Raw genomic sequence first — 25750 nt, 5'->3', positions numbered from 1 at the left:
CGATCCATGGCCACCGCCCTGGAGACGGGCTCGTACGACGCCGTCGACACCGGAACGTACGAGGTGCTGCGCGACCGGCTCACCGCACAGGCCGCGGAACTCGCCCGTGGCGCGGAGCTCCTCAACGCCCGTCGCGTCGAGGAGTTCGGCGCCACGCGACTCGACCTCACGCGTACGGGCCGGCTGCGCACGGAGCACGCGTGCGTGCCCCGGGACGTCGTCGCGGTCGGGGACTTCCTGCTGTTCGGATACAGCGGCACGCAGCCCGAGCCGCAGGTGGGCGACGTCCTCGCGCTGTACGACCGCGACCTGAACCGGTTGCCCGAGAACGCGGTACCAGGCCTGCTCGACGACCCCGCCTTCGCACGGGAGTTCGGGGCCCTCCACCGCTACTACCGTCAGGCCCGTCTCCTCCGGCTCCGCCGCATCGACGGCAAACTGCTGGCCGCCTTCCAGACCGGCGACAGGACCGACGACATCAGGGTGCTGCGCTGGAGGCTGGCCGACGACGGACCGGTGACGTTCCTGGACGCGCGCGGCGACCGCGACCACGTGCTGCCGCCCTCCCACGACTTCGGGTGGACCCAGGCGACCCGCGAGGACCACGTCCTGGGCCGTCACCCGCACGTGTCCGTCCACGGCGAGGTCTTCGTCGACACGCTCGGCGGGACGTTGACCGTCAAGGTGGAGGACGACACCGAAACGGGCGAGGGAATCCACTCCGAGCCGGTCGACGAGCCGTTGCAGTCGCTGGCCGACGCGGACATCGCGCACGCACGCGTGGGCGCGCTGATCCTGCTGCGGATCCGCCCCTACAAGGAGGACGCCCACCGCTACCTGGTGTTCGACACCCTCACCAAGTCCGTGGTGCGGCTCGACGGTATCGGGCAGGCGTGCCGCCGCGTGCCCGAGGACCGGGGGATCGTGTTCCCCGGCGGCTACTGCCTGGCCGGAGGCGCCCACAAGACGTACGAGCTCGACACGACCGGCCTGGAATTCGAGCGCGAGGTGCGCTCGCCCTACGGCGAGGACGTCCTGTTCGCGTTCCACGCGCGCGCCGAGGGCCGCAGCCTTCTGCTGTCGTACAACACGATCCGCAAGGAGGTCGCCGCTCCGCTGCCCTGCCACGGATGGGCCCGGTTCGACGACGGCACCCTGATGACGCTGCGGGCCGACGGCGACGAGCCCGCCCGCGTGCACCCGGTCCAGCAGTGGGCCTCTCCCTACACCGCTGACACGTACGCCGCCCCGACGGGCACCGGTCCGCTCGGCCGCGTCGGCAACGCCGACCTTGTGCGCGCCATCTCCGACTGCCTCTCCATCAGCCGCGCGGCCGCCGAGACCACGCCGACGGTCGAGGTGTACGAGGCGCTGGTAGCCGCCTGCGTCCGCGCGGCCGACAGCCACCACTGGCTGGGCGAGGCCGACCTGGGGAACCTGCGCGCTCGGCTGGATGCCGTACGGGCCACGGGCGAGCAGGTGCTCGCCGAGTTCCGCACCGTCCAGACGCTGTCCCGTCAGGCCGCCGACGCGCTCGAGGAGGCTGCCGGGCGTCTGGCGGCGGTGGTGCGACGGCTGCGGGGCGAGGCGCCGCGCGGCGCGGCCGCCTGGGTGAGCGGGCTGACCGAACTACGGCGCGCTCAGGGACACCTGCTGACCCTGAAGGAGTTGCGGTACGCCGACACCGCCCGCATCGACGGACTCGCTGCCGAGGCGGAGGCGGATCTCGCGGCGTTCGGGCAGCGGGCCGTCGCCTTCCTGGCCCGCGAGGACGCCTTCGCCGAACACCACCGGGACGTCGAACAGCTCGTCGCCGACGCCGAGTCGATCGGCAGTGTCGCCGAGGCGGCACCCGTCGCCGCCCGGCTCGACGACCTCGCCGACACGCTGCGCACGGTCACCGACGTCGTCACCGGCCTGGACATCGGCGACGCCACCGTCCGCACGTCCGTCCTGGAACGCATCGCCGACGTTCTGGGCCGGGTCAACCGCGCCCGCGCCATCCTGGACTCCCGCCGCCGCGCTCTCCGCGACAGCGAGGGCCGCGCCGAGTTCGCCGCGGAGTTCGCGCTGCTCGGCCAGGCGGTCACCGGTGCGCTCGCGGTGGCCGACAGCCCCGGGGCGTGCGACGAGCAGCTGGGCGGCACGCTGGTGCGGCTGGAGAACCTGGAGTCCCGTTTCGCGGAGTTCGACGACTTCCTCGGCGAGCTCGCCGACAAGCGCACAGAGGTCTACGAGGCGTTCTCCGCCCGCAAGCAGACCCTCCTCGACGCCCGCGCCCGCCGTGCCGAACAGCTCACGGCCTCCGCCGCCCGCATCCTGGAGACGATCACACGGCGTACCGCCTCGCTCGCCGACGCGGAGGCGGTCTCCACCTACTTCGCCTCGGACCCCCTGGTCGCCAAGGTCCGCCACACCGCGGAGGAACTGCGCGCACTCGGCGACAGCGTCCGGGCGGAGGAACTGGACGGCCGTCTGAAGGCCGCGCGGCAGGAAGCGGCCCGCGCGCTGCGCGACCGCACCGACCTGTACGCCGACGGCGGCAGCATCCTCCGCCTGGGCGGCCACCGCTTCGCCGTCACCACCCAGCCCCTCGACCTCACTCTGGTCCCGCACGGCGACGGGCTCGCCTTCGCTCTCACCGGCACCGACTACCGCTCGCCGGTCGCCGACCCGGACTTCGCCGCCACGCGCCCGTACTGGGAGCGCACCGTGCCGTCCGAGTCGCCCGAGGTCTACCGCGCCGAACACCTCGCCGCCCGCCTGCTGAGAGAACACGGCCCGGCCGCCCTGGCGGAGGCCGACCTGCCGGCCCTCGTGCGCAAGGCGGCGCAGGAGGCGTACGACGAGGGCTACGAGCGGGGCATCCACGACCACGACGCCACAGTGATCCTCACCGCGCTCCTGCCCCTGTACGAGCACGCCGGGACGCTGCGCCACGAGAGCGCCGCCCGCGCCTTGGCCCAGCTGTTCTGGGCGCACGGCAGCACGACCGAGTCGCGCGCGACGTGGACCCGGCGAGCGATGTCCCTGGCCCGGGCCCTCGCCACCTTCGGCCTGGCGCCCGCCATCGCCGAGCTGGAGGCGGAGCTGGCGTCGGCGATCCGCGCCTGGGCCCCGGAGGCCGGGGAACGCGCCTCGGCGGCGGCGTCGTACCTCTTCGAGGAACTGACGACCGGCCCCGACGGTTTCGTCATCACAACAGCCACCCGCACGCTGCTCGACACGTTCCGCCGGACGGTGGACAGTTCGGCCTACGCCGAGGACCTGGCCGCACTCGACGACCTGGCCGCACGCCGCCAGCTGGCGAAGGCGTGGCTGTCGGCGTACGCCGCCTCCACCGGCACGGAGGCCGCCGCCGGGGACCTGGCCGAGGCGGTGGCCGCGGAGCTGTGCCCGGACCTGGCCCGCTACGAGTCGGAGGCCTCGCCGGTGGCCATGGCCGAGGAGCTGCTCGGCACGCATCCACGCATCGCCGGGCGCAGCCTGACCCTGCGGATCGACGAGTTCCTCGCCCGGACCACGCGGTTCGCACAGCTCGAGGTTCCCGCGTTCCTCGCCTACCAGCGCCGGCGCACCGCCCTGGTCGCCGCCGAACGCACCCGCCTGCGGCTGGACGACCACCGCCCGCGCTCCATGGCGGCCTTCGTGCGCAACCGCCTCATCGACGAGGTGTACCTGCCCCTCGTCGGCGACAGCCTCGCCCGGCAGCTCGGCACCGCGGGCGAGACCAAGCGCACCGACACGGGCGGCCTCCTGCTGCTGGTCTCCCCGCCCGGCTACGGCAAGACGACGCTGATGGAGTACGTCGCCGACCGCCTCGGCCTGATGCTCGTGAAGGTCAGCGGCCCGGCACTCGGGCACACCGTCACCTCGCTGGATCCGGCCGCGGCCCCGGACGCCACGGCCCGCCAGGAGATCGAGAAGATCAACTTCGCGCTGGCCGCGGGCAACAACGCGCTCCTGTACCTCGACGACATCCAGCACACCTCGCCGGAGCTGCTGCAGAAGTTCATTCCGCTGTGCGACGCCACCCGCCGCATCGACGGCGTGTGGGACGGCGTGCCGCGCACGTACGACCTCCGGGGCAAGCTCTTCGCGGTCTGCATGGCCGGCAACCCCTACACCGAGTCCGGCGCCCGCTTCCGGGTGCCGGACATGCTCGCCAACCGCGCCGACGTCTGGAACCTCGGCGACGTCCTCACCGGCAAGGAGGACGTCTTCGCGTACAGCTTCCTGGAGAACGCGCTCACCTCGAACCCGGTGCTCGCCCCGCTCGCCGGGCGCGACCGACGTGACCTCGACCTGTTCGTCCGGCTCGCCGAGCAGGACCCCACGGCCCGCGCGGACCGGCTGACGCACCCCTACGCGCCTGCCGAGGTGGAGCAGATCGTGTCCGTGCTCCGGCACCTGCTCACCGTGCGCGAGACGGTTCTCGCGGTCAACGCCGCCTACATCGCCTCCGCCGCGCAGTCCGACGCGACGCGCACCGAGCCGCCGTTCCGGCTCCAGGGCTCCTACCGCACCATGAACAAGATCGCCCAGCGCGTGCGGCCCGTCATGAACGACGCCGAACTCGCCGCCGTCATCGACGACCACTTCACCGCGGAGGCCCAGACCCTCACCGGCGGGGCGGAGGCCAATCTCCTGAAACTGGCCGAGCTGCGCGGCACCCTGACCGCCGAAGGGGCGGCACGCTGGACCGAGGTGAAGACCCCCTACGTCCGCGCACAGGTCCTCGGCGGTCCCGCCGAGGACCCCTTCACCCGTGCGGTGGCCGCGCTCGGCCTCCTCGCCGACCGGGTGGCCGCCGTCGAGTCCGCCATCACCCGCGCCACCGACCCACGCCACCCTCTCGCGGCCCCCCATGCCCGGCACGCGGCGCGGCCGGAGGAGCGGTAGTGGTCTTCCGCCGGGTGCCTTGACTCGTCCGCGTCAACGCGGGCCGGTGCGCGAAGGCGGCTCCCCTTTGCCCGGGGGTGCGCGTCCTCTGGCTGGTGGCGGCGTCGGACTGCGGCCCCGGCCTGCCGAGTTCCGCTGACCGCGCGGACGGCCCGTACCCGTCAACGCTGTGCCGAGGTCCGGGTGCGGGGCGCCAGGAATGCGTCGCTCGCGCACCGGGCATCGGACCGGTTCCCTCTCCGAGTGAGCGTCCTTCCCCCTGCCAACACTGCGGCGGCGCAGCCTCCTTATGGGGTCAATGTCGCCTTTTCATGGGAACCGGGGGGTAGGTCTGCGACCATGAGTGGTGCTCGGTCCGCAGTAAGGGGGAAGGGTTCCGGCGGCCTGTCCCACCCCCTTGGTCCGGGACAGGCCGCTCCAGTGCCGGAGGGCGACATGTCCGCGAAGAACCGTCAGCCGACTGTGCTGTCCGTGCTGCCCTTCGCGATGATGGGCGCGGTGGCCATGGTCGACGTCGCCGCCGGCCCGTCCATGCACTTCCTGCCGCTGGTGTCGCTGGGACCGGCCTTCGCCCCCCTCGTGGGCGGCCGGAGACGCACCGTGTGCGTCGGCGGGATAGCCCTGCTGCTCTGCGTCGGCCTGGCCTGGTACGACAACCTGACCGACGTGCGACGCGTCTCCATGACCTTCGCCTCCGTCATGGGGGTCACCGTCGCGGGGCTCGTGGCCGTGTCCATGCGCCGGAAGCGGGAGGCAGAGCTGGACAGCGTCCGGTCGATCGCCGAAGCGGCCCAGCGCGTGCTTCTCAAGCCGGTGCCAAGGCTGGCCGGGCACCTCAGAGCGGCCGTCTCCTACACATCCGCCGTCGCCGAGGCCCGGATCGGCGGAGACCTGTACGAAGTCGTCGCCGCGTCCCAGGGCGTACGAGTGATCGTGGGGGACGTCCAGGGCAAAGGACTGGAAGCGGTGGAGACCGCGGCCGTGGTCCTTGGAGCCTTCCGGGAAGCAGCGCTTGACGAAACGGACCTGGTGCAGGTCGGGCGCAGGCTCGAGCGGTCCGTCGCCCGGCAACTGGACGGCGAGAAGTTCGTCACCGTGATCCTGGCCGAGGTGAGCGGGCATCAGGTCACCTTCCTCAACTTCGGCCACCCGGCACCCATGGTCATCCGCGCCGACGGCACCATGCTTCTTCCCGAACCGCCCGCCTACGCCCTGCCGCTCGGCCTGGGCGAACACGGCACGGCCGAACCGAAACCCTTCGACACCAGCTTCCTTCCGGGCGACCAACTGCTGCTGTACACCGACGGAATCATCGAGGCACGCGACACCGACGGCCGCTTCTATGCGCTCACCGAACGCGCCCACCTGCTCAAGGAACCGGACCCGGAGGTCGCGCTGGAAACCCTGCGCCAGGACCTGCTCCAGCATGTGAACGGCCCGCTCCAGGACGACGCCGCGATGCTGCTGCTGCGCTACCGGTGACGGAGAACGGGCACAGGCGGTACACCGGTGCCCCGAGGGGGGCACCCGCCGAGGGCCGCACGCCCCCTGAAGTGAAGGTGGCCTTGACCGTGAGATAGCTCACGACCAAGGCCACCTTTCACGTTTCTCCGAGCCGTGCGCTGCCTCACAACCGTCGACACAACGAGAAGCGGGCCCCCGCGGTGACTTCCGTCACCGGCAGAGACCCGTTCGTCACTACCTAGTGGTGCGCGAGGGGGGAGTTGAACCCCCACGCCCTTGCGGGCACTGGAACCTGAATCCAGCGCGTCTGCCTATTCCGCCACCCGCGCATTGGGTGTGTCTTCCGGCTCCCGCTCCTTTCGGTGCTGGCGCCTTCCGACACGCAGAACATTAGCACGCTGGAGAGGGTGGGTTCACATCCCTTTCCCGCAGGCGACCCGGCCCGCGCGCGCGGACACCCCTCCCGACCAGCGACGAGAGGCCCGACCCCGACCGGCGGCGCCCACTGCGGACCCCGGCCGCCCACCCCTCGGCCCCACCTCACCCCCCGCCCCCAGCACCCGCCCCCGGCACCCGCCTCCCCGCCCGCAGCCCAGATCCCCGCCTCGCCCCCTTGATCCCCGGCCCGGTACCCCGTGGCACCTGGCCCCACCCCCGCACAACGTCTCGACACGAATCGGTTCACGTATCAACCTCGTACCGGTCCCGCGCATCTCTCCAGGAGAGGACGGGGTCCACGGTCAGGTGCGGGACACTGGTCTGCGGCCACCTCTACGATCCATGCCAGGAGTGCGTGCGTGGAGTACGAGCACGGAGTACGAGCAGGAGGAGTTCGAAGGGGTCGTCCGGAGGGAACTCCGCAGGCGTCGACACCCGTCGACAGCGCCGACAGGGGGAACCAGCCGATTTTCCGGCGCGTGGATACGATCAGTAAGCAGTACCAGGTAAGCAGTGCCCAGGACGGCAACGACGGAGGAGGTGCCCCATGGGAGTCCTGAAGAAGTTCGAGCAGCGCCTCGAAGGTCTGGTCAACGGCACCTTCGCCAAGGTCTTCAAGTCCGAGGTCCAGCCCGTGGAGATCGCCGGCGCCCTGCAGCGCGAGTGCGACAACAACGCGACGATCTGGAACCGCGACCGGACCGTGGTCCCCAACGACTTCATCGTGGAGCTGAGCCCGCCGGACTACGAGCGCCTGAGCCCCTACTCGGGCCAGCTCGGCGAGGAGCTGGCCGGCATGGTGGGCGACTACGCCAAGCAGCAGCGCTACACCTTCATGGGCCCCGTCAAGGTCCATCTGGAGAAGGCCGACGACCTCGACACCGGCCTGTACCGGGTGCGCAGCCGCACCCTCGCCTCCTCCACCAGCCAGCAGGCTCCCGCCCCCGCCGCCCCCTCCGGACGGCAGGCCCCGGGCGGCTACGGCTATCCGCCGTCCGCCGCGCCGGCGGGAGCACCGCCCATGCCGACCACGCCGCCGCCCGGCGGACGCCCCGGCGGCTATGGGCACCCGCAGTCCGCGGGCCAGCGTCCCGATGCCGCCCCGGCATCCGGCGGGCGCACCCGCTACTGGATCGAGATCAACGGCACCCGCCACCAGATCTCCCGTCCCACGCTGGTGCTGGGCCGCAGCACCGAGGCGGACGTGCGGATCGACGACCCCGGCGTCTCCCGCCGGCACTGCGAGATCCGGACCGGAACGCCCTCGACGATCCAGGATCTCGGGTCCACCAACGGCATCGTGGTGGACGGGCAGCACACCACCCGCGCTACGCTCCGCGACGGCTCGCGGATCGTCGTGGGCAGCACCACCATCATTTACCGGCAAGCCGAAGGGTGAAGCGGGGGCAATGTCAGAGCTGACCCTCACGGTCATGCGGCTGGGTTTCCTGGCCGTACTGTGGCTGTTCGTGATCGTGGCCGTGCAGGTCATCCGCAGCGACCTGTTCGGTACGCGCGTCACCCAGCGCGGCTCGCGCCGGGACGGCGGGCGGGCGCAGCAGGCGGCCCGGCCGGCCGGGCCGCCGCCGCAGCGCCAGCAGCCGGGCGGCAGCCGCCAGCGCCGCGGCGCCCCCACCAAGCTGGTCGTCTCCGAGGGGTCCCTGACCGGTACGACGGTCGCCCTGCAGGGCCAGACCATCACGCTCGGCCGCGCCCACGACAGCACCATCGTGCTGGACGACGACTACGCCTCCAGCCGGCACGCCCGGATCTACCCCGACCGGGACGGCCAGTGGATCGTCGAGGACCTCGGGTCCACCAACGGGACGTACCTCGACCGGACCCGGCTGACGACCCCCACACCGATCCCGCTGGGTGCGCCGATCCGCATCGGCAAGACCGTCATCGAGCTGCGGAAGTAGTACGACAATGAGCGAGCGGAGCGAGCACGCAACGGCAGTCCACACCCTGGGCCCCGGCGCGCTCCCGACCGGAGGGTGGGCACCGTGCGGATGTACCCGGAGCCGACAGGCGAGGTGCGCATGAGTCTGTCACTGCGTTTCGCCGCCGGATCGCACAAAGGCATGATCCGCGAGGGCAACGAGGACTCCGGTTACGCCGGTCCGCGCCTGCTCGCGATCGCCGACGGGATGGGCGGCCAGGCAGCCGGCGAGGTCGCCTCCTCCGAGGTGATCTCCACCATCGTCGCGCTCGACGACGACATCCCGGGCTCGGACATCCTCACCTCGCTCGGCACGGCGGTGCAGCGCGCCAACGACCAGCTGCGGGCGATGGTGGAGGAGGACCCCCAGCTGGAGGGCATGGGCACCACGCTCACCGCCCTGCTGTGGACCGGTCAGCGGCTCGGGCTCGTGCATGTCGGCGACTCCCGCGCGTATCTGCTGCGGGACGGCGTTCTGACGCAGATCACCCAGGACCACACCTGGGTGCAGCGGCTCGTCGACGAGGGCCGCATCACGGAGGAAGAGGCGACGACGCATCCGCAGCGCTCGCTGCTGATGCGGGCGCTGGGCAGCGGCGACCATGTCGAGCCCGATCTGTCGATCCGTGAGGTGCGGGCCGGCGACCGGTATCTGATCTGCTCCGACGGGCTGTCCGGGGTGGTCTCCCATCAGACGATGGAGGAGACCCTCGCCAGCTACCAGGGCCCGCAGGAGACCGTGCAGGAGCTGATCCAGCTCGCGCTGCGCGGCGGCGGCCCCGACAACATCACGGTCATCGTGGCCGACGTCCTCGACCTGGACACCGGGGACACCCTCGCCGGGCAGTTGTCCGACACCCCGGTCGTGGTGGGCGCGGTCGCCGAGAACCAGCAGTACCTCAACGACAACGGCATCATGCAGACGCCCGCGGGGCGCGCCGCCGGTCTCGGCCGGCAGGTGCCCGGGCAGGGCGGCGGTGGCGAGTTCGGCCCGCCCGGCAGCAGTGACGCCGACGGCTACGCCCCGGCGGGCAGCTTCGGCGACTACACCGACGAGGACTTCGTCAAGCCGCGCAAGGGCCGCAGGTGGCTGAAGAGGTCCCTCTACACGGCGCTCGTGCTCGTCGTGATCGGCGGCGGCTGCTACGGCGCCTACCAGTGGACGCAGAAGCAGTACTACGTCGGCGTCAGCGGCGAGCATGTGGCGCTCTACCGCGGCATCAGCCAGGACCTCGCCTGGGTGTCGCTGTCGAAGGTGGAGAAGGACCACCCCGAGATCGAACTCAAGTACCTGCCGCCGTATCAGCAGAAGCAGATCCGGGCGACCATCGCCGAGAGCGGTCTCCCAGCGGCCCAGTCGAAGATCTCCGAGCTGTCCGTGCAGGCATCCGCGTGCCGGAAGGAGAACGAGCGCCTGGGGACCGGCAGCCAGACCGGCGCGAAGACCGGCGCGGGCCGGGCCGGGGGCGTCACGGGAACCACCAAGGCCTCCCTGACGTCCAAGGCCACGCCGACCCCGACGTCCACGACCACGACACCGACCGCACCCACTCCCACACCCGGCCCCAGCCTCTCGGAGGAAGAGCAGAAGGTCGTCTCACTGTGCGGTAAGCAGTAAGCAAGCCGTGAGGGGCCCTGTCACACCATGAGCAGCAGTACGAACACGACGTCGCATCACACGTCCACGATCGGCGCGATCGGCGCGCCGAGCCGCCGCAACACCGAACTGGCGCTGCTGGTCTTCGCCGTCGTCATTCCGGTGTTCGCCTACGCCAACGTGGGCCTCGCCATCAACAACAAGGTGCCGCCCGGCCTGCTGAGCTACGGCCTCGGCCTCGGTCTGCTGGCCGGGGTCGGCCACCTTGTCGTACGGAAGTTCGCCCCGTACGCGGATCCGTTGCTGCTGCCGCTGGCGACACTGCTGAACGGGCTCGGCCTGGTCGTCATCTGGCGGCTGGACCAGTCGAAGCTGCTGCAGTCCATCAAGCAGGCCGGCACCGCGGCGCCCCGCCAGTTGCTGTACACCGCGCTGGGCATCGCCCTCTTCGCCGTCGTGCTGATCTTCCTGAAGGACCACCGGGTCCTGCAGCGCTACACCTACATCTCCATGGTGGGCGCAATCGTTCTCCTGCTGCTGCCGCTCGTCCCGGGTCTCGGCGCCAACATCTACGGCGCGAAGATCTGGATCCACGTCGGCAGCTTCTCCATCCAGCCCGGTGAGTTCGCGAAGATCGTCCTGGCGGTCTTCTTCGCCGGCTATCTGATGGTGAAGCGTGACGCGCTCGCCCTGGCCAGCCGCCGCTTCATGGGCCTGTACCTGCCGCGCGGCCGCGACCTCGGCCCGATCCTCGTCGTCTGGTTCCTCTCGATCCTCATCCTGGTCTTCGAGACCGACCTCGGTACGTCGCTGCTGTTCTTCGGAATGTTCGTCATCATGCTGTACGTCGCCACCGAGCGGACCAGCTGGATCGTCTTCGGTCTGCTGATGTCCGCGGCCGGCGCGGTCGGTGTGGCCTCGTTCGAACCGCACGTCCAGCAGCGTGTCCAGGCGTGGCTCAACCCGATGAAGGAGTACGCGCTCAGCCAGAAGGGCCAGGCCGGCCACTCCGAACAGGCCATGCAGGCCCTGTGGGCGTTCGGCTCCGGCGGCACCCTCGGCACCGGCCTCGGTCAGGGCCACTCCGATCTCATCCGGTTCGCGGCCAACTCCGACTTCATCCTCGCGACGTTCGGCGAGGAACTGGGCCTGGCCGGCATCATGGCGCTCCTGCTGATCTACGGCCTGATCGTGGAGCGCGGCGTACGCACCGCCCTCGCCGCCCGCGACCCGTTCGGCAAGCTGCTCGCCGTGGGCCTGTCCGGCGCCTTCGCGCTCCAGGTGTTCGTGGTCGCCGGCGGTGTCATGGGCCTCATCCCGCTGACCGGTATGACGATGCCCTTCCTGGCGTACGGCGGTTCCTCCGTCATCGCCAACTGGGCGCTGATCGGCATCCTGCTCCGCATCAGCGACACCGCCCGCCGTCCGGCCCCGTCCCCCGCTCCGAACCCCGACGCCGAGATGACCCAGGTGGTCCGCCCGTGAACAAGCCCCTGCGCCGGATCGCGATCTTCTGCGGACTCCTCGTCCTCGCGCTGCTCGTCCGCGACAACTGGCTCCAGTACGTCCAGGCCGACAGCCTGCGTACGGACCTGAACAACCGCCGGGTCCTGATCGCGCGGTACTCCAAGCCGCGCGGCGACATCATCGTCGACGGCAACCCGATCACCGGGTCGAAGAAGACGGCCACCAACAGCCTCAACGACTTCGCGTACAAGCGCACGTACAAGGACGGCGCGATGTGGGCGCCGGTCACCGGCTACGCGTCCCAGGCGTTCGGTGCCACGCAGTTGGAGTCGATCGACGACGGCATCCTCACCGGCGACGACGACCGGCTGTTCTTCCGCAACACGCTGAACATGCTGACCGGCAAGCAGCAGAAGGGCGGCGATGTCGTCACCACGCTCAACGCCGCCGCGCAGAAGGCCGCCTACGACGGTCTGCAGAAGGTCGGCGGCAAGGGCGCGGCCGTGGCGCTCGACCCGCAGACGGGGGCGATCCTGGCGCTCGCGTCCTACCCGTCGTACGACCCGTCGTCGTTCGCGGGCAACTCCACGTCCGTCGACTCCAAGGCGTGGACGAAGCTGCAGAAGCAGAACGACCCGAGCGACCCGATGCTGAACCGGGCGCTGCGCGAGACCTACCCGCCGGGCTCCACGTTCAAGGTGGTCACCGCGGCTGCGGCGCTGGAGAACGGGCTGTACAGCGGCGCCGACCAGCAGACCAACTCCCCGCTGCCGTACATTCTCCCGAACACCTCGACCGAGCTGAAGAACGAGGGCAACATCCCCTGCAAGAACGCGACCATGCGGGTCGCGCTCCAGTTCTCCTGCAACACGGTCTTCGGCAAGATCGGCGCCGACCTCGGCAAGGACAAGATGCTGGCGGAGGCGAAGAAGTTCGGCTTCGACTCCCAGCAGTTCACGCCGGTGCGGTCCAACGCCTCCAACTTCCCCAAGGACATGGACAAGCCGCAGACGGCGCTCAGCTCGATCGGCCAGTTCGAGACGGCCGCGACCCCGCTGCAGATGGCGATGGTCGCCTCGGCGGTCGCCAACGACGGCAAGCTGATGAAGCCGTACATGGTGGACAAGCTGCAGACGCCCGGCCTGGACGTGGTCGCGCAGACCCAGCCGCAGGAGATGAGCCGTCCGCTGTCCGAGAAGAACGCCCAGATCCTCCAGTCGATGATGGAGACGGTCGTCAAGGACGGCACGGGCAAGAACGCTCAGATCGGCGGCGTCACGGTGGGCGGCAAGACCGGAACCGCCCAGCACGGTCTGAACAACAGCGAGAAGCCGTACGCGTGGTTCATCTCGTTCGCCAAGCTCGGTGACGGCAGCTCGCCGGTCGCCGTGGCCGTGGTGGTCGAGGACGACAACGCCAACCGTGACGACATCTCCGGTGGCGGCCTCGCCGCCCCGATCGCGAAGAACGTCATGGAGGCGGTCATCAAAAGCAAGAAGTGAACCCTGTCACGTCCCCTTCACATCGGTGCACGTTGCGATACCGGTCCTGTATCGGGTGGCGGATGTGGCCAGGTCACACAAAGCGAGCCGGGTACCGTATGCCCGGACAGCACACCGCCGGACCACACGCGGGTGTGGTCGGGACCGACGGAGAGGGCTGGTAGGAAGCTATGGAAGAGCCGCGTCGCCTCGGCGGCCGGTACGAGCTGGGCCATGTGCTCGGCCGTGGTGGCATGGCGGAGGTCTACCTCGCGCGTGACACACGCCTCGGCCGCACCGTGGCGGTGAAGACGCTGCGCGCCGACCTGGCGCGTGACCCTTCCTTCCAGGCCCGGTTCCGCCGGGAGGCCCAGTCGGCCGCCTCACTCAACCACCCGGCGATCGTCGCGGTGTACGACACGGGCGAGGACTACATCGACGGGGTCTCGATCCCGTACATCGTGATGGAGTACGTCGACGGCTCCACGCTCCGTGAGCTCCTTCACAGCGGCCGCAAGCTGCTGCCGGAGCGGGCCATGGAGATGACCATCGGCATCCTCCAGGGCCTGGAGTACGCCCACCGCAACGGCATCGTCCACCGCGACATCAAGCCGGCGAACGTCATGCTGACGCGCAACGGCCAGGTCAAGGTGATGGACTTCGGTATCGCCCGCGCGATGGGCGACGCCGGCATGACGATGACGCAGACGGCGGCCGTCATCGGCACGGCCCAGTACCTCTCGCCGGAGCAGGCCAAGGGCGAGCAGGTCGACTCGCGTTCCGACCTGTATTCGACCGGCTGCCTGCTGTACGAGCTGCTGACGGTGCGCCCGCCGTTCGTGGGCGACTCCCCGGTCGCGGTGGCCTACCAGCATGTGCGCGAGGAGCCGCAGCCGCCGAGCGTCTTCGACCCCGAGATCACGCCCGAGATGGACGCGATCGTGCTGCGGGCGCTGGTCAAGGACCCGGACTACCGCTACCAGACCGCCGACGAGATGCGCCAGGACATCGAGGCGTGCCTCGACGGCCAGCCGGTCGCGGCGACGGCGGCGATGAGCTCCGTCGGCTACGGCGGCTACCCCAACGACCAGGCGACGACGGCCCTGCGGGCCGAACCCACCGCCGGCGCCACGACGATGCTGCCGCCGATGAACCCGGACGACGGCGGCTTCGGCTACGACGACCGTCCGGGCCGGCGCCGCCAGAAGAAGTCCAACACGTCGACGATCCTGCTGGTCGTCGCCGGTGTGCTGGTGCTGGTCGGCGCGATCCTCATCGGCAAGTGGATGTTCACGGGCAACGGCGTGAACGGGTCCGCCGAGGTGCCCAACCTCGTGGGGCAGAGCCTGAAGGACGCACGGCAGCTGGCGACGAATGCCGACCTGAAGGTGGGCACCGTCACCAGTAAGCCCTGTGACAACCAGGCGAAGGGCGACGTCTGCGAACAGGACCCACAGCCGAAATCCTCGGTCAACAAGGGCACCGCGATCAACGTCGTGGTGTCCACGGGCGCCCCGAAGGTGACGGTGCCCGACGTCCGGGGTGTGCAGTACGACCAGGCGAAGACCCAGCTCGAGGACAAGGGCTTCAAGGTCGAGCAGAAGACCGCGGAGTCCGATCAGACTCCGGGTGTCGTCACCGCGCAGGACCCGGTGGGCGTCGACAAGGAGAAGGGCACGACGATCACCCTGACGGTGGCCACGGCCCCGGCGACGACGACCGTGCCGGACGTGTCGGCCGCCGCGAACTGTGACGCCGCCACGCAGCAACTGCAGGCCAGCAGCCTGACCGCCAACTGCGTCGAGGTGGACGTCACCGACCCGAACCAGGCGGGCAAGGTCGTCAAGATCGACCCCCCGGCGAACAGCACGGTCAGGAAGGGCTCCACCGTCACCGTCCAGTTCGGCAAGGCGGCCCAGCAGACCCAGGTCCCGCCGAACCTCGTGGGCATGAAGCTGAAGGACGCCGAGAAGGCGCTGCAGCAGGCGGGTCTCCAGCCCCGCACCGTCCAGGGCCCTAGCGACGACAACGCCACCGTCGTGCAGTCGAACCCGGCCCCGGGCTCTCCGGTCCCGCCGAACTCCCCGGTGGACCTGGTCACCCAGGACCAGGGCAACGGCAACAACGGCGGGAACAACGGCGGCTTCTTCGGCGGAGCGTTCGGCGGCAGAGGGAACTGACCCGCCTCGTACGACGACGAGGACCCCGGCACCCATCCCTGGGTGCCGGGGTCCTCGTCGTCCTTCGGAATCGTCGGCACCGCGCCCGCCCACGCATACATGCGCACATCGATCGTGTCTTCATATGTCACGACTCGTTGACCGGATGAGGCGGAGTCTCAGAACTCCGTCCGGCCATATGGGCACGACACGAACCGAAGGGGCAGGACGTGATCAACGAGTCGGCGCTGCTGGAGTCGAAAGCTCTGCGGAGCAGCGTGCTGGACCGCACAGACGTGCTCGACAGAGTGAAGGCGCTGTCGCTGCTGCCGGACGGGATGCATGTGACGACGGCGATGGTGGCGGCGTACTTCGGCGTCGCTGTCGACGCGATCCGCCAGATCAAGGCACGGCACCACGAAGAGCTGACGTGCAACGGGATGGTGACACTCCGGGGCCGTGACCTCGTGGAGTTCAAGCGTGACATCTTGTCACGCTATCCGGCAGGTTATCCACAGCCCCGATCGAGTCTCACTCTCTACTCTCGTCGAGCGGTCCTCAACGTCGCCATGCTCCTGCGTGACAGCGTTGTCGCCCGTCAGGTGCGCACATACCTCCTGGACATGGAGTACTTGGCGCGGACGCAGCCTGTGGAAAACCCCGTCCCCGCTGAGACGCTCTCCCTCAACGACCACGTCGACCAGCGCATCGCGCACATTCTCGGAACAACCGTCGTCCCCCTGTTCAACGCCCTGATCGAGAGTTCCGGTGAGCACCGCCGCGAACTCATCGCCCTCCGCGAGGACATCGAAAATGTCGAGCGCCGGCTCTGTTGGCATCACCGACGGATCAGCGCGTGGGAAGGCGAGGAACCCAGGAACGAGATCAGCGCGTCGATCAGCACCATGAGCTGGCAGGCCTTCGAACGCCACGTCGCCGGCCTGCTTCGACGTGACGGCTGTACAGAGGTGGTCGTACGGAGGGCCCAGAGCGACCGAGGCATCGACGTCACCGCACGCACAGCCGACGGACGCACGGTGGCCGTTCAGTGCAAGAAGTACAACGGTCGGCAGTGCGTCTCGAGCGCAGACATGCAGAAATTCTGCGGCGCCGCACGGACCGTCGAGCCGGCGGACATCGCGCTCTTCGTCGCCACCTGCAACTTCACCCACGAAGCACAGGCGATCGCCCATCTGAGCGGGATCGTCCTCGTGAACCGCCACGAGCTGGAGGCGTGGACCGCCGGAGTGCACCTCAAGGCTCTCCGTCAGGCACGGCCCAGCAGAGGCCCGAAGCCGCAGGAGTGAGGTGCGGCTTCGGATCCTCGGCATCCTACCCAGCCAACTCCTTCGGCGGCGTCCGCTTGCCGTCCACCTTCTCCACGCGCTCCAGTTCGCCCCACACGATGTAGCGGTACTCGGAGGTGAAGACGGGGGTGCACGTCGTCAGCGTGATGTAGTGGCCCGGCTTCGTCACACCCGCCTCCTTCGGGACGGCGGAGAGGACCTTCACGTTGTACTTCGAGGTCTCCGGGAGGATCGCGAAGACCTTGTAGACGTACCAGTCGTCCTTCGTCTCGAAGACGACCGGATCGCCCTTCTTCAGCTTGTCGATGTTGTGGAACTTCGCCCCGTGCCCGTCGCGGTGCGCGGCCAGCGAGAAGTTGCCGGTCTTGCCCGTCTCCGGCAGGACCGCCTTGACGGGGTCGGTGTAGTAGCCGGCGACACCGTCGTTGAGGACGCTCGTCGACGTGCCCTTCTCGACCAGCACCTCGCCGTTGTCCATGGCCGGCACGTGCAGGAAGCCGATGCCGTCCTTGGTGTCCAGCGCGCCCGGGCCGGTGTCCTTCTTGCCCTTCTCGGCCGCCCAGTGGTTGCGCACCTGGTCGCCCTGACGGTCCGCCTTGCGGTCGGCGAGGACGTTCGTCCACCACAGGGAGTACACGACGAACAGGCCGAGCAGGAGGCCCGCGGTGATGAGGAGTTCCCCGAAGACGCTGACGGCGAACGCGATCCGGCCGGACCCGCGGCGCCGCGGCGCGGAGGGTGAGCCGGGACCGGGCGACGGCGCGTCGGTCTGCTCGTCCTGTTCGGTCGTCACTCCCACTGCATCTGCCCCGTCTGTCCCAGGTGCCCGTGCGTCCACGAGCCTTGCGAAATGAGCGGCCCGCGAAAGGGGCGGGCCGGTGGAACGCGGCGCGCCCTACGAGAGGAGCGCGTCCGGCTTGCCCTTGCTGCGCGGTCGTTCCTCGACCATCTTGCCCCAGACGATCAGCCGGTACGTGCTGGTGAATTCCGGCGTGCAGGTGGTGAGGGTGATGTAACGGCCCGGCTCGGTGAAGCCCGACCCCCTCGGTATGGCGTCGAGGACGCTGGTGTTGGACGGCGATGTCACCGGGAGCATGGACGTCACCTTGTAGACGAAGTAGTCGTCCTGTGTCTCCACCACGATCGCGTCGCCCGGCTGGAGCCGGTTGATGTACCGGAACGGCTCGCCGTGCGTGTTCCGGTGCCCCGCGAGCCCGAAGTTGCCCGTCTTGGCGTCCGGCATGGCCGTCTTCAGGCTGCCCTCGCCGTAGTGGCCGACCATGCCCTTGTCGAGGACCTTGGTCTTGCTGGTGCCCTCCGCGATCGGCGCGACCACGTCCAGCTTCGGGATGTGCAGGAGGGCGAAGCCCTGCCCGGGCGCGAACTCCCCCGGCGCCCGCCTGCCGCTCGCCCAGTCCTGCTGAAGGTGCTGTGCGGCACTGCCCGCCTCCTCGTGCGCCCGCACGTTCGACCACCAGAGCTGGTAGGTCACGAACAGCAGCATCACCACACCGGTGGTGATGAACAGCTCGCCCACCAGCCGGCTCGCCAGAACCGCGGCACCGGGCTGCTGGGCCCGTGCCGCCCGCCGGGCCTCCACTCGGGACCGGGGCGCCGCCGAGGCCGTCCCAGGGGCTCTCCCGGCCGTCTGCGGCCCGCTGGGGCCACCCGGGCCGCCACCGTGCCGCCCGTGTCTCCTGGCCGCCTTGCGCCGCGCGGCACGGCCGCCCGGCAAGGCGGCGGGCCCGGCCGCGCGGTCCACGCCATGCCGCGCCTCCCCGACGTCCACGGCGCGCAGCGCGACCGTCTCGCTGTCCACCGGCGCGGGCGGGTCGTAGGACGGGGCGAGCCCGGGTTCCTCGTACGACGGGAGCACCGCCGTCGCGTCGTGCGTCTGCTGCGGTGCCTGCCGCCCGTACGGCTGCTGGTCGCCGTACCCCGCCGCCCCCTGCCACGCGCCGCCGCCCCCGTAGGGCCGCTGCCCGTACGGGGGTCCGTGGTCCGCGGCGCCCCCGTAGGAGGCGCCGGTGTCGCGCTCGGGGCGCAGCGCGGTCACGCCGTGGCCCTGCCCACCACCGGGGCGAGCCCCGCCGACCTGGCCACGGCCTCCTGGTCTCCGCACTCCGCCAGCCAGTTGGCCATCATCCGGTGGCCGTGCTCGGTGAGCACCGACTCGGGGTGGAACTGCACCCCTTCGACCGGGAGTTCGCGGTGTCTGAGGCCCATGATGATCCCGTCGTGCGTGCGCGCCGTGACCTCCAGCTCGGCCGGCACCGTCGCCGGCTCGGCGGCCAGGGAGTGGTAGCGGGTCGCGGTGAAGGGGGAGGGGAGCCCGGCGAAGACGCCCCTGCCCTCGTGCTCGACCAGGGACGTCTTGCCGTGCAGCAGTTCCGGTGCCCGGTCGACGACGCCGCCGTACGCCACCTGCATCGACTGCATGCCCAGGCAGACGCCGAAGACGGGCACGCCGGTCGCGGCGCAGTGCCGCACCATCTCGACGCAGACGCCGGCCTCCTCGGGGGTGCCGGGGCCGGGGGACAGCAGTACGCCGTCGAAGCCGTCCTGGGCGTGGGCGGTCGCCACCTCGTCGTTGCGCAGCACCTCGCACTCGGCGCCGAGCTGGTAGAGGTACTGCACCAGGTTGAAGACGAAGCTGTCGTAGTTGTCGACGACGAGAATGCGCGCGCTCACTGGTTGTCCACCGTCACATCGTTGAAGGGCAGCAGCGGTTCGGCCCACGGGAAGACGTACTGGAACAGGACGTAGACCACGGCCAGGACCAGCACGATCGAGATCAGCGCCTTCGTCCAAGCGTTCCCCGGCAGATGCCGCCAGATCCAGCCGTACATGCCGTCCCTTCCGTCTCATCACGGCACCAGACTCCCGCCGCACGCCACCAGACTAACGGCGCAGGGCCGTCGGTTGCCCTGTATCCACAGGCTGTGTGACAGCGAGGTGCGCCCGGACGATCAGGCGATGACTGCGCCCCGTTCCGGATCGCACGTGGTCAGCGCCAGACAGCGTCCCGGACGGGTATACCCCGACTCACGTGGCACAGGGTCGATCACCTCAACGTCCGTGGGCACGGTTTTGTAAGGGCCTTGGTCGATCCGATACGTGAACCAGGTGGTTCCGTCGGTGAGGACGACCGCGTCGCCGGGGCGCAGCCGGGGGCAGTCCTTGAAGGGGTCGCCGTGGACGCGCCGGTGTCCGGCGACCGCGAAGTTGCCCTCCCGGCCGGGCTGGGCGGTGCCCGCGTAGTGGCCGAGTCCCTTCGTGAGGGTGTCCGCGGCGGTGCCCTCGAGCACGGGTGTGTTCCACGTGAAACCGAGCCGCGGGACGATCACGCGCAGCGGCACGGGTCCCCCGGCGGCAGCCGTTCCCGGGCCTCTACTCCACGGGCTTCGCGTAGTGCAGGTCCACTGTGCCCGAGTAGCCGGGAAGAGTCACCGTTCCGTCCTCGGTGACCTTCCAGCCGAGGCCGTAGACGTTGACGTACACCATGTAGTTCTGGATCGCTGGCGAGGCGGCGAGCACCTTCTGCAGCGTGTCCGGGTCGCCGATCGCGGTGATCTTGTACGGGGGCGAGTAGACGCGGCCCTGGAGAATCAGGGTGTTGCCGACACAGCGTACGGCGCTGGTGGAGATCAGCCGCTGGTCCATGACCTTGATGCCCCGGGCGCCGCCCTGCCACAGCGCGTTCACCACGGCCTGGAGGTCCTGCTGGTGGATGACCAGGTAGTCGGGCTGCGGCTCGGGGTAGCCGGGGAGCTTGGCGGTGGCGCCGGGCGGGGCGTCGTTGAGGGTGACCGTGACGGCTGTGCCCGTGAGTTTCTGGGTGCCGGCGTTCTTCTCCAGCGCCGTGAGCCGGGCCTCCTCCGCCTTGCTGCTGCCGCCGCCGGTCCGCTTGGCGAGGGCCTCGACGTCGCCCCGCAGTGTGGCGTTGGACTCGTCGAGACGGGCGTTCTTGTGGCTGCGGTCGTGGATCAGGTCGGAAAGCTTCAGCAGCGAGGAGTCCGTGCGGATGTTGGTTCCCTTGGCCGTGTTGAAGCTCGTGAAGAAGAGAAGCCCGGCGAGGGCGAACACGCCCACGGTGAGCACGCGCACGGGCCGCACCCTGCGCGGAGGACGGGACGAGGTCCCCGCTTGGGGGGAACCGGGACCCGCCGTGGGGGAGTCGGCCCTATTGCTCAACGTACCCTTATCTCCTTCGGCGCTGCGGAAGCACTACGCTAACGGACGCCCGGGGGAGCACTCAGTGTCCCCTTGTACGCTGCCCCGGAGCCCGCCCCGTTCCCTGCGCGGCCACGCAGCGCATCGACAGGAGAGACCCTCGTGCCGAAGTCACGTATCCGCAAGAAGGCCGACTACACGCCGCCGCCGTCCAAGCAGGCCGCGAACATCAAGCTGGACAGCCGGGGGTGGGTCGCACCGGTCATGCTGGCGATGTTCCTCATCGGTCTCGCGTGGATCGTCGTCTTCTACGTGACCGACGGCTCGCTGCCCATCCACGCACTGCGCAACTGGAACATCGTGGTGGGCTTCGGCTTCATCGCGGCGGGGTTCGGCGTCTCCACACAGTGGAAGTAGCGGCCCCGGAGGGCTCTGTGCCGGCTCCGTCCGGGGGCTCTGCGGCCAGTTATCCACAGCTTTTGTCCACAGGGCTCACGGTCAGTGGAAAAAGAACGACGATCTGTGGATAACCCATCGGGCGTTGACGCCGGTATGACGGAATCACCGGCCTCCGCAAACTTGTTCGCCCCCTGTCCCACCTGCGAAAACTCTGGTCGGTGACAGGGGGCACATCCGTTCCCCCGACATGCACAAACCGGTCAGTGGACTGTGGACAACGCTGGGTACAACTGAGGACCCGGCCTGTGCGGATCCGCCGCTCAGGTGAGCTGGGCCGTCCTCACCAGGGTCATCACGATCACGACGGCCAGCACCAGCGCGCACGTCCCGTACTGGACGAGGTTCCGCCGCTCGCGCGGGGCGTGGACCATGGCGTAGCCGACCACCACACCGGCGACGAGGCCCCCGATGTGGGCTTGCCAGGCGATGCTGTGCCACCCGAAGGTGATGATCAGGTTGACCACCAGGAGACCGATCACCGGGCGCATGTCGTACCTGAGCCGGCGCATGAGCACGGCGGTGGCGCCGAAGAGCCCGAAGATCGCGCCGGAGGCGCCGAGCGAGGGCGTGACGGGCGCGGCGAGCAGATACGTGAGCGCGCTGCCGGCCAGTCCGGAGGCGAAGTAGAGCGCGAGATAGCGGGCGCGGCCCAGAGCCCCCTCCAGGGGCGCGCCGATCCACCACAGGCTGAGCATGTTGAACAGGATGTGGACGTAGTTGGCGTGCAGGAACATCGCCGTCAGCAGCCGGTACCACTGTCCCTCGGCGACGCCCTGGAGCGGGCCGCCGTCCGAGAACACCGCCTGACCGATGAGTGCGAAGCGGTCGGTGAAGGTGTCGCCCAGTGACAGCTGGAGCAGGAAGACGAACAGATTGATCCCAATGAGGATCTTGGTGACCAGCCGCGGGTCGGCGGTGACGGTGGCGCCCGCGAGGGTGCGCGGCCGGGAGGCGGCCGGGGTGTGACCCATGCCGGAGCCGGTGCGGACGCACTCGGGGCACTGGAAGCCGACCGAGGCGCTGACCATGCACTCCGGGCAGATGGGCCGCTCGCAGCGGGTGCAGCGGATGGCTGTCTCACGGTCCGGGTGCCGGTAGCAGACCGGCACCTCCTGGGCTCCGTGCGGCTCCCGGTTCTGCGGGTCCTGCGGACTGCCTGGCGCCTGGCCCATGGGTCCCCTCACTCTCCGTACGACGGGGTGGCCCCGCCCTCTCCTCTGACGGATGGGCGGGGCGCTTTTGTTCCCTCGTGCGGGTGCCCCGGCGGGGTCAGCCCTCGCGGGACTCGACGACGACCGACTCGATGACGACGTCGTTGACCGGGCGGTCCGTGCGCGGGTTGGTCTGGGTGGTGGCGATGGAGTCCACAACCTTCTGACTGGCCGCGTCGACGACCTCGCCGAAGATGGTGTGCTTGCGGGTCAGCCAGGCCGTCGGGGAGACCGTGATGAAGAACTGCGAGCCGTTGGTGCCCGGGCCGGCGTTGGCCATGGCCAGCAGGTACGGCTTGTCGAAGGCGAGGTCCGGGTGGAACTCGTCCTCGAACTGGTACCCCGGGCCGCCGGTGCCGTTGCCCAGCGGGTCACCGCCCTGGATCATGAAACCGCCGATCACCCGGTGGAAGACCGTGCCGTCGTAGAGCTTCTTCGTGGACTTCTCGCCGGTGGCGGGGTTCGTCCACTCGCGCTCGCCCTTGGCGAGCTCGACGAAGTTACGGACCGTCTTGGGCGCGTGGTCCGGCAGGAGCCGGACCACGATGTCGCCATGGTTGGTCTTCAGGGTGGCGTACAGCTGCTCAGCCACGATGTGCCTTCCGTTGTCCTCTGTGACTCTCCGATCCTCGCACGGTACGCGTCCCGAGTCGCCCGCCACCGCTTCCGGTTCCCCGGGCACACCCGGGCGGCTGAGCGCGTAGCGGGGAGGATCCGGGGCCGGCTTCCGGGCCGCCGCGGGCTCCGGCCCGGAAGCCGGGCGAGCGGAACGCCGGCCGGGTCGCGCAGAAAGCCCGCCGGGTCGCACCGTCGCGGGGGCGCGGCGCGATGATCCGTGTCATTGTCGTCGACAAGCTGTTGTTGCCCCGTATTCGTCCGCTATCGCGCGTGATCAACCGATGCACATGATCATCCCGTTCGCCGTTCGTCCGCGTGCCGGCTGGAGGCGTCCCGTGTGGCTCCGCGTGGGCCATATGACCCGGATGCCCGTCCTCGCATGCCCGGGTGCCGTTCGAGAGGCATGATCCGTAAAAGGCTGGAAAGTCGAATGACCGTACGCCACCGAGGAGGAGGAACCCCGTGACCCGCATCGACAGCGTGCGCGCCGCAACCGGTTCGGCGAAGGACAGCGTGCTGCATGCCGCGGAAGTGGTGGCGCCCTACGCCGACACGGCCAAGGACAAGGCAGCGCACTACGCACACGAGGCGCGGGTGCGTCTCGCGCCCAGGGTGTCGCAGGCCGCCGAGCAGGCGCGCGTCCAGTACGACGCCCGCCTCGCCCCGCGACTGGAGCAGGCCCGCGCCCATGTGCCGCCCAAGGTGGACCATGCCGCGCAGGAAGCGGCCGCGTACACCCGCAAGGCCGCCCGCCAGGCAGCCGACTACTCCCGTCCGAGGATCGAGCACGCGGTCGCGGCCGCCGGTCCGGTACGGGAGGAGGCGGTGGCCCGTGGAGCCGCGGCGCTGGCCGCGTTGCGCGGCCAGGTCTCGCCGCAGCAGGTCCAGAAGCTCATGCGCCGGCAGCAGCGGCGGGCCAGGGCCGGCCGCGCCGTCAAGGGGCTGGCGCTGCTGGGTCTCCTGGCAGGCGGTGCCTTCGCCGCCTGGAAGTGGTGGGACAAGCAGGCGAACCCCGACTGGCTCGTGGAGCCGCCCGCCCCCACCGAGGTCCCGCAGGACGACCGTCTGGCGTCGGTGGACGGCAGCGACCAGTTGGATGCGGACGTACAGACGCAGCAGGCCGAGGAGGACTCCACGGAGAACGACGACCGCCGCTGAATCCGCCCGGCGACGGTACCGGACTCCCACACCCGCGTGGGGCAGGGGACTTGAACGGCTCCTGCCTCACAGCGCCGCCTGCTGCCCTGGCGATGTTTCACGTGGAACGCCGCGGGAGCCCGCACCTCACCCCTGGAACACCGAGGGGCTTTGCCGCACTCCCGGGGGAAGTGTTCCCGTCCCCCCTGCGCGATGACGTTTGCAACGCGTCATGTGTGCACATTCCGTGGAGACTTCGCTTACGTAGTGCGTCCCCGCGCTTACCCACCTCTGGACACGCCGGCCCGCACAAGACGCCTCAAATCACCCCACACCGCCCTCTGCCCCCATCAGTCACGCACGTGCGAGCCCCCGGCCCCGGCGACGCCCACAACTGTTTGCACAAAGGAATGCAATGCCTGCAAATGCACATGAGTGACACGAGTCACCCCATACGAAAACCGGCCAGCCGCCGGGAAGGGCGTCTGGCCGGTACGAAACGTGGAGCCTAGGGGAGTCGAACCCCTGACATCTGCCATGCAAAGACAGCGCTCTACCAACTGAGCTAAGGCCCCGAGAGGACACGTCCGGCCGACGCGGACACACACCGCCGGGCGCTGCGCACCAGCGTACCGGGTCACCCCCCGTATCCCGCAAAAAGAGGGGGGTCCCCGCGGACGACCACGCTCCGTAAGATGCTCGTCGTGGTTCGCTAGAGCGAACCACGGTTCTTGGGGAAGCGATGGGGAGACGCAATGGACGCCGCACAGCAGGAAGCCACCGCAAAGGCGCGGGAGCTGCAGCGGAACTGGTACGGAGAGCCGTTGGGGACGCTCTTCCGTAGGCTCATCGACGATCTCGGCCTCAACCAGGCCCGTCTCGCCGGTGTACTGGGGCTGTCCGCACCGATGCTGTCACAGCTGATGAGCGGTCAGCGCGCCAAGATCGGCAATCCCGCGGTGGTCCAGCGGGTGCAGTTGCTGCAGGATCTGGCGGGTCAGGTCGCGGACGGCAGCGTGAGCGCGGCGGAGGCGACCGAGCGGATGGACGAGATCAGAAAGTCGCAGGGGGGCTCCGTGCTCAACAACACCGTGCAGACGACGAACAGTTCGGGCGCTCCCACGGTCAAGCGGGTGGTCCGCGAGATCCAGTCGCTGCTGCGGTCGGTGGCAGCGGCCGGCGACATCATAGAGGCGGCGGACACCCTCGCCCCGAGCCACCCGGAGCTGGCAGAGTTCCTCCGGGTGTACGGCGCCGGCCGCACCTCCGACGCGGTCGCCCACTACCAGTCCCACCAGAACTAGCTCCGTACTTCGCGGGTGGCTGAATCGGTTGGTTCGGTGCCTGTGAGAGTGTCTGTTGGAGTCGTGGCCGCGTTGGTGGGGTGTGACGAAG

19 protein-coding genes, 2 tRNA genes and 1 pseudogene are annotated in these 25750 nt (G+C 69.8%); 12 read left to right on the top strand and 10 right to left on the bottom strand.

What is annotated here, in order from left to right:
• Positions 1 to 6 precede the first annotated feature (6 nt).
• Both ACWD5Q_RS27305 and ACWD5Q_RS27300 read left to right on the top strand, forming a co-directional pair.
• Complete coding sequence (locus tag ACWD5Q_RS27305; protein WP_451429698.1) at positions 7 to 4902, top strand: DNA repair ATPase; 4896 nt, start codon at positions 7 to 9, stop codon at positions 4900 to 4902.
• Positions 4903 to 5337: 435 nt separating this feature from the next.
• On the top strand, positions 5338 to 6384 hold the full coding sequence (locus ACWD5Q_RS27300; protein WP_451429697.1) for a PP2C family protein-serine/threonine phosphatase: 1047 nt from the start codon (positions 5338 to 5340) through the stop codon (positions 6382 to 6384).
• A 224-nt stretch (positions 6385 to 6608) separates the two neighbouring features.
• Here the strand turns inward: ACWD5Q_RS27300 and ACWD5Q_RS27295 are convergent.
• Positions 6609 to 6695: transfer RNA gene (locus ACWD5Q_RS27295), tRNA-Leu, on the bottom strand.
• Positions 6696 to 7351: 656 nt separating this feature from the next.
• On the opposite strand from ACWD5Q_RS27295, the gene ACWD5Q_RS27290 reads away from it, so the two are divergent.
• The 7 genes from ACWD5Q_RS27290 to ACWD5Q_RS27260 all read left to right on the top strand — a co-directional run bounded on the left by ACWD5Q_RS27290 (position 7352) and on the right by ACWD5Q_RS27260 (position 16757).
• The gene (locus ACWD5Q_RS27290; protein WP_451429696.1) at positions 7352 to 8203 is read left to right on the top strand and encodes an FhaA domain-containing protein; all 852 of its coding nucleotides are present in this window, start codon (positions 7352 to 7354) and stop codon (positions 8201 to 8203) included.
• 10 nt (positions 8204 to 8213) lie between these two features.
• Positions 8214 to 8726, top strand: a complete 513-nt coding sequence (locus ACWD5Q_RS27285; RefSeq protein ID WP_451429695.1) for an FHA domain-containing protein FhaB/FipA — start codon at positions 8214 to 8216, stop codon at positions 8724 to 8726.
• 120 nt (positions 8727 to 8846) lie between these two features.
• A complete protein-coding gene (locus tag ACWD5Q_RS27280) occupies positions 8847 to 10364 on the top strand; it encodes a Stp1/IreP family PP2C-type Ser/Thr phosphatase (protein WP_451429694.1) in 1518 nt (505 codons plus the stop codon).
• A gap of 27 nt (positions 10365 to 10391) precedes the next feature.
• Positions 10392 to 11828, top strand: a complete 1437-nt coding sequence (locus ACWD5Q_RS27275; protein WP_451429693.1) for an FtsW/RodA/SpoVE family cell cycle protein — start codon at positions 10392 to 10394, stop codon at positions 11826 to 11828.
• Positions 11825 to 13312, top strand: coding sequence for a penicillin-binding transpeptidase domain-containing protein (locus ACWD5Q_RS27270; protein ID WP_451429692.1), 1488 nt, complete (start codon positions 11825 to 11827; stop codon positions 13310 to 13312). The genes ACWD5Q_RS27275 and ACWD5Q_RS27270 overlap by 4 nt, the downstream gene beginning before the upstream one ends.
• A 170-nt stretch (positions 13313 to 13482) precedes the next feature.
• Complete coding sequence (pknB, locus tag ACWD5Q_RS27265; protein WP_451429691.1) at positions 13483 to 15471, top strand: Stk1 family PASTA domain-containing Ser/Thr kinase; 1989 nt, start codon at positions 13483 to 13485, stop codon at positions 15469 to 15471.
• 209 nt (positions 15472 to 15680) lie between these two features.
• Positions 15681 to 16757, top strand: coding sequence for a restriction endonuclease (locus ACWD5Q_RS27260; protein ID WP_451429690.1), 1077 nt, complete (start codon positions 15681 to 15683; stop codon positions 16755 to 16757).
• A 25-nt stretch (positions 16758 to 16782) separates the two neighbouring features.
• On the opposite strand, the gene ACWD5Q_RS27255 is transcribed toward ACWD5Q_RS27260, so the two are convergent.
• From ACWD5Q_RS27255 to ACWD5Q_RS27230, 6 genes and pseudogenes are all read right to left on the bottom strand, one after another.
• Positions 16783 to 17556, bottom strand: a complete 774-nt coding sequence (locus ACWD5Q_RS27255; protein WP_451429689.1) for a class E sortase — start codon at positions 17554 to 17556, stop codon at positions 16783 to 16785.
• Between the two features lie 96 nt (positions 17557 to 17652).
• Positions 17653 to 18813 (bottom strand): class E sortase, encoded by a 1161-nt coding sequence (locus ACWD5Q_RS27250; RefSeq protein WP_451429688.1) that lies wholly within the window; start codon positions 18811 to 18813, stop codon positions 17653 to 17655.
• A complete protein-coding gene (locus ACWD5Q_RS27245; RefSeq protein WP_451429687.1) occupies positions 18810 to 19448 on the bottom strand; it encodes an aminodeoxychorismate/anthranilate synthase component II in 639 nt (212 codons plus the stop codon). The genes ACWD5Q_RS27250 and ACWD5Q_RS27245 overlap by 4 nt, the downstream gene beginning before the upstream one ends.
• Complete coding sequence (locus ACWD5Q_RS27240) at positions 19445 to 19606, bottom strand: hypothetical protein (RefSeq protein ID WP_451429686.1); 162 nt, start codon at positions 19604 to 19606, stop codon at positions 19445 to 19447. The genes ACWD5Q_RS27245 and ACWD5Q_RS27240 overlap by 4 nt, the downstream gene beginning before the upstream one ends.
• 52 nt (positions 19607 to 19658) lie before the next feature.
• Positions 19659 to 20098: pseudogene (locus tag ACWD5Q_RS27235) on the bottom strand (class E sortase); the annotation flags it as partial.
• A gap of 49 nt (positions 20099 to 20147) precedes the next feature.
• Positions 20148 to 20951 (bottom strand): DUF881 domain-containing protein, encoded by an 804-nt coding sequence (locus tag ACWD5Q_RS27230; protein WP_451429685.1) that lies wholly within the window; start codon positions 20949 to 20951, stop codon positions 20148 to 20150.
• A gap of 141 nt (positions 20952 to 21092) precedes the next feature.
• Here ACWD5Q_RS27230 and crgA point away from each other — a divergent pair, with 141 nt between their 5' ends.
• Positions 21093 to 21347, top strand: a complete 255-nt coding sequence (crgA, locus tag ACWD5Q_RS27225) for a cell division protein CrgA (protein WP_451429684.1) — start codon at positions 21093 to 21095, stop codon at positions 21345 to 21347.
• Between the two features lie 302 nt (positions 21348 to 21649).
• Here the strand turns inward: crgA and ACWD5Q_RS27220 are convergent, their stop codons facing one another.
• Positions 21650 to 22561 carry a rhomboid family intramembrane serine protease gene (locus ACWD5Q_RS27220; RefSeq protein WP_451429683.1) on the bottom strand — a complete coding sequence of 304 codons (912 nt, stop codon included), beginning with the start codon at positions 22559 to 22561 and terminating at the stop codon, positions 21650 to 21652.
• Positions 22562 to 22658: 97 nt separating this feature from the next.
• On the bottom strand, positions 22659 to 23192 hold the full coding sequence (locus tag ACWD5Q_RS27215; protein ID WP_451429682.1) for a peptidylprolyl isomerase: 534 nt from the start codon (positions 23190 to 23192) through the stop codon (positions 22659 to 22661).
• Between the two features lie 488 nt (positions 23193 to 23680).
• Between ACWD5Q_RS27215 and ACWD5Q_RS27210 the strand changes: the two genes are divergently transcribed.
• Positions 23681 to 24376, top strand: coding sequence for a DUF5324 family protein (locus ACWD5Q_RS27210; RefSeq protein WP_451429681.1), 696 nt, complete (start codon positions 23681 to 23683; stop codon positions 24374 to 24376).
• Between the two features lie 481 nt (positions 24377 to 24857).
• Here ACWD5Q_RS27210 and ACWD5Q_RS27205 read toward each other — a convergent pair.
• Positions 24858 to 24930: transfer RNA gene (locus ACWD5Q_RS27205), tRNA-Ala, on the bottom strand.
• A 180-nt stretch (positions 24931 to 25110) separates the two neighbouring features.
• Between ACWD5Q_RS27205 and ACWD5Q_RS27200 the strand changes: the two genes are divergently transcribed.
• Entirely contained in the window at positions 25111 to 25659 is a 549-nt protein-coding gene (locus ACWD5Q_RS27200) for a helix-turn-helix domain-containing protein (RefSeq protein ID WP_451429680.1), read from the top strand.
• Positions 25660 to 25750: the final 91 nt, after the last annotated feature.

This window comes from Streptomyces sp. NPDC002513 (assembly GCF_053595355.1).
Note: the sequence above shows the minus strand (reverse complement) of the source record. Positions and strands in the feature narration are given on the sequence as shown.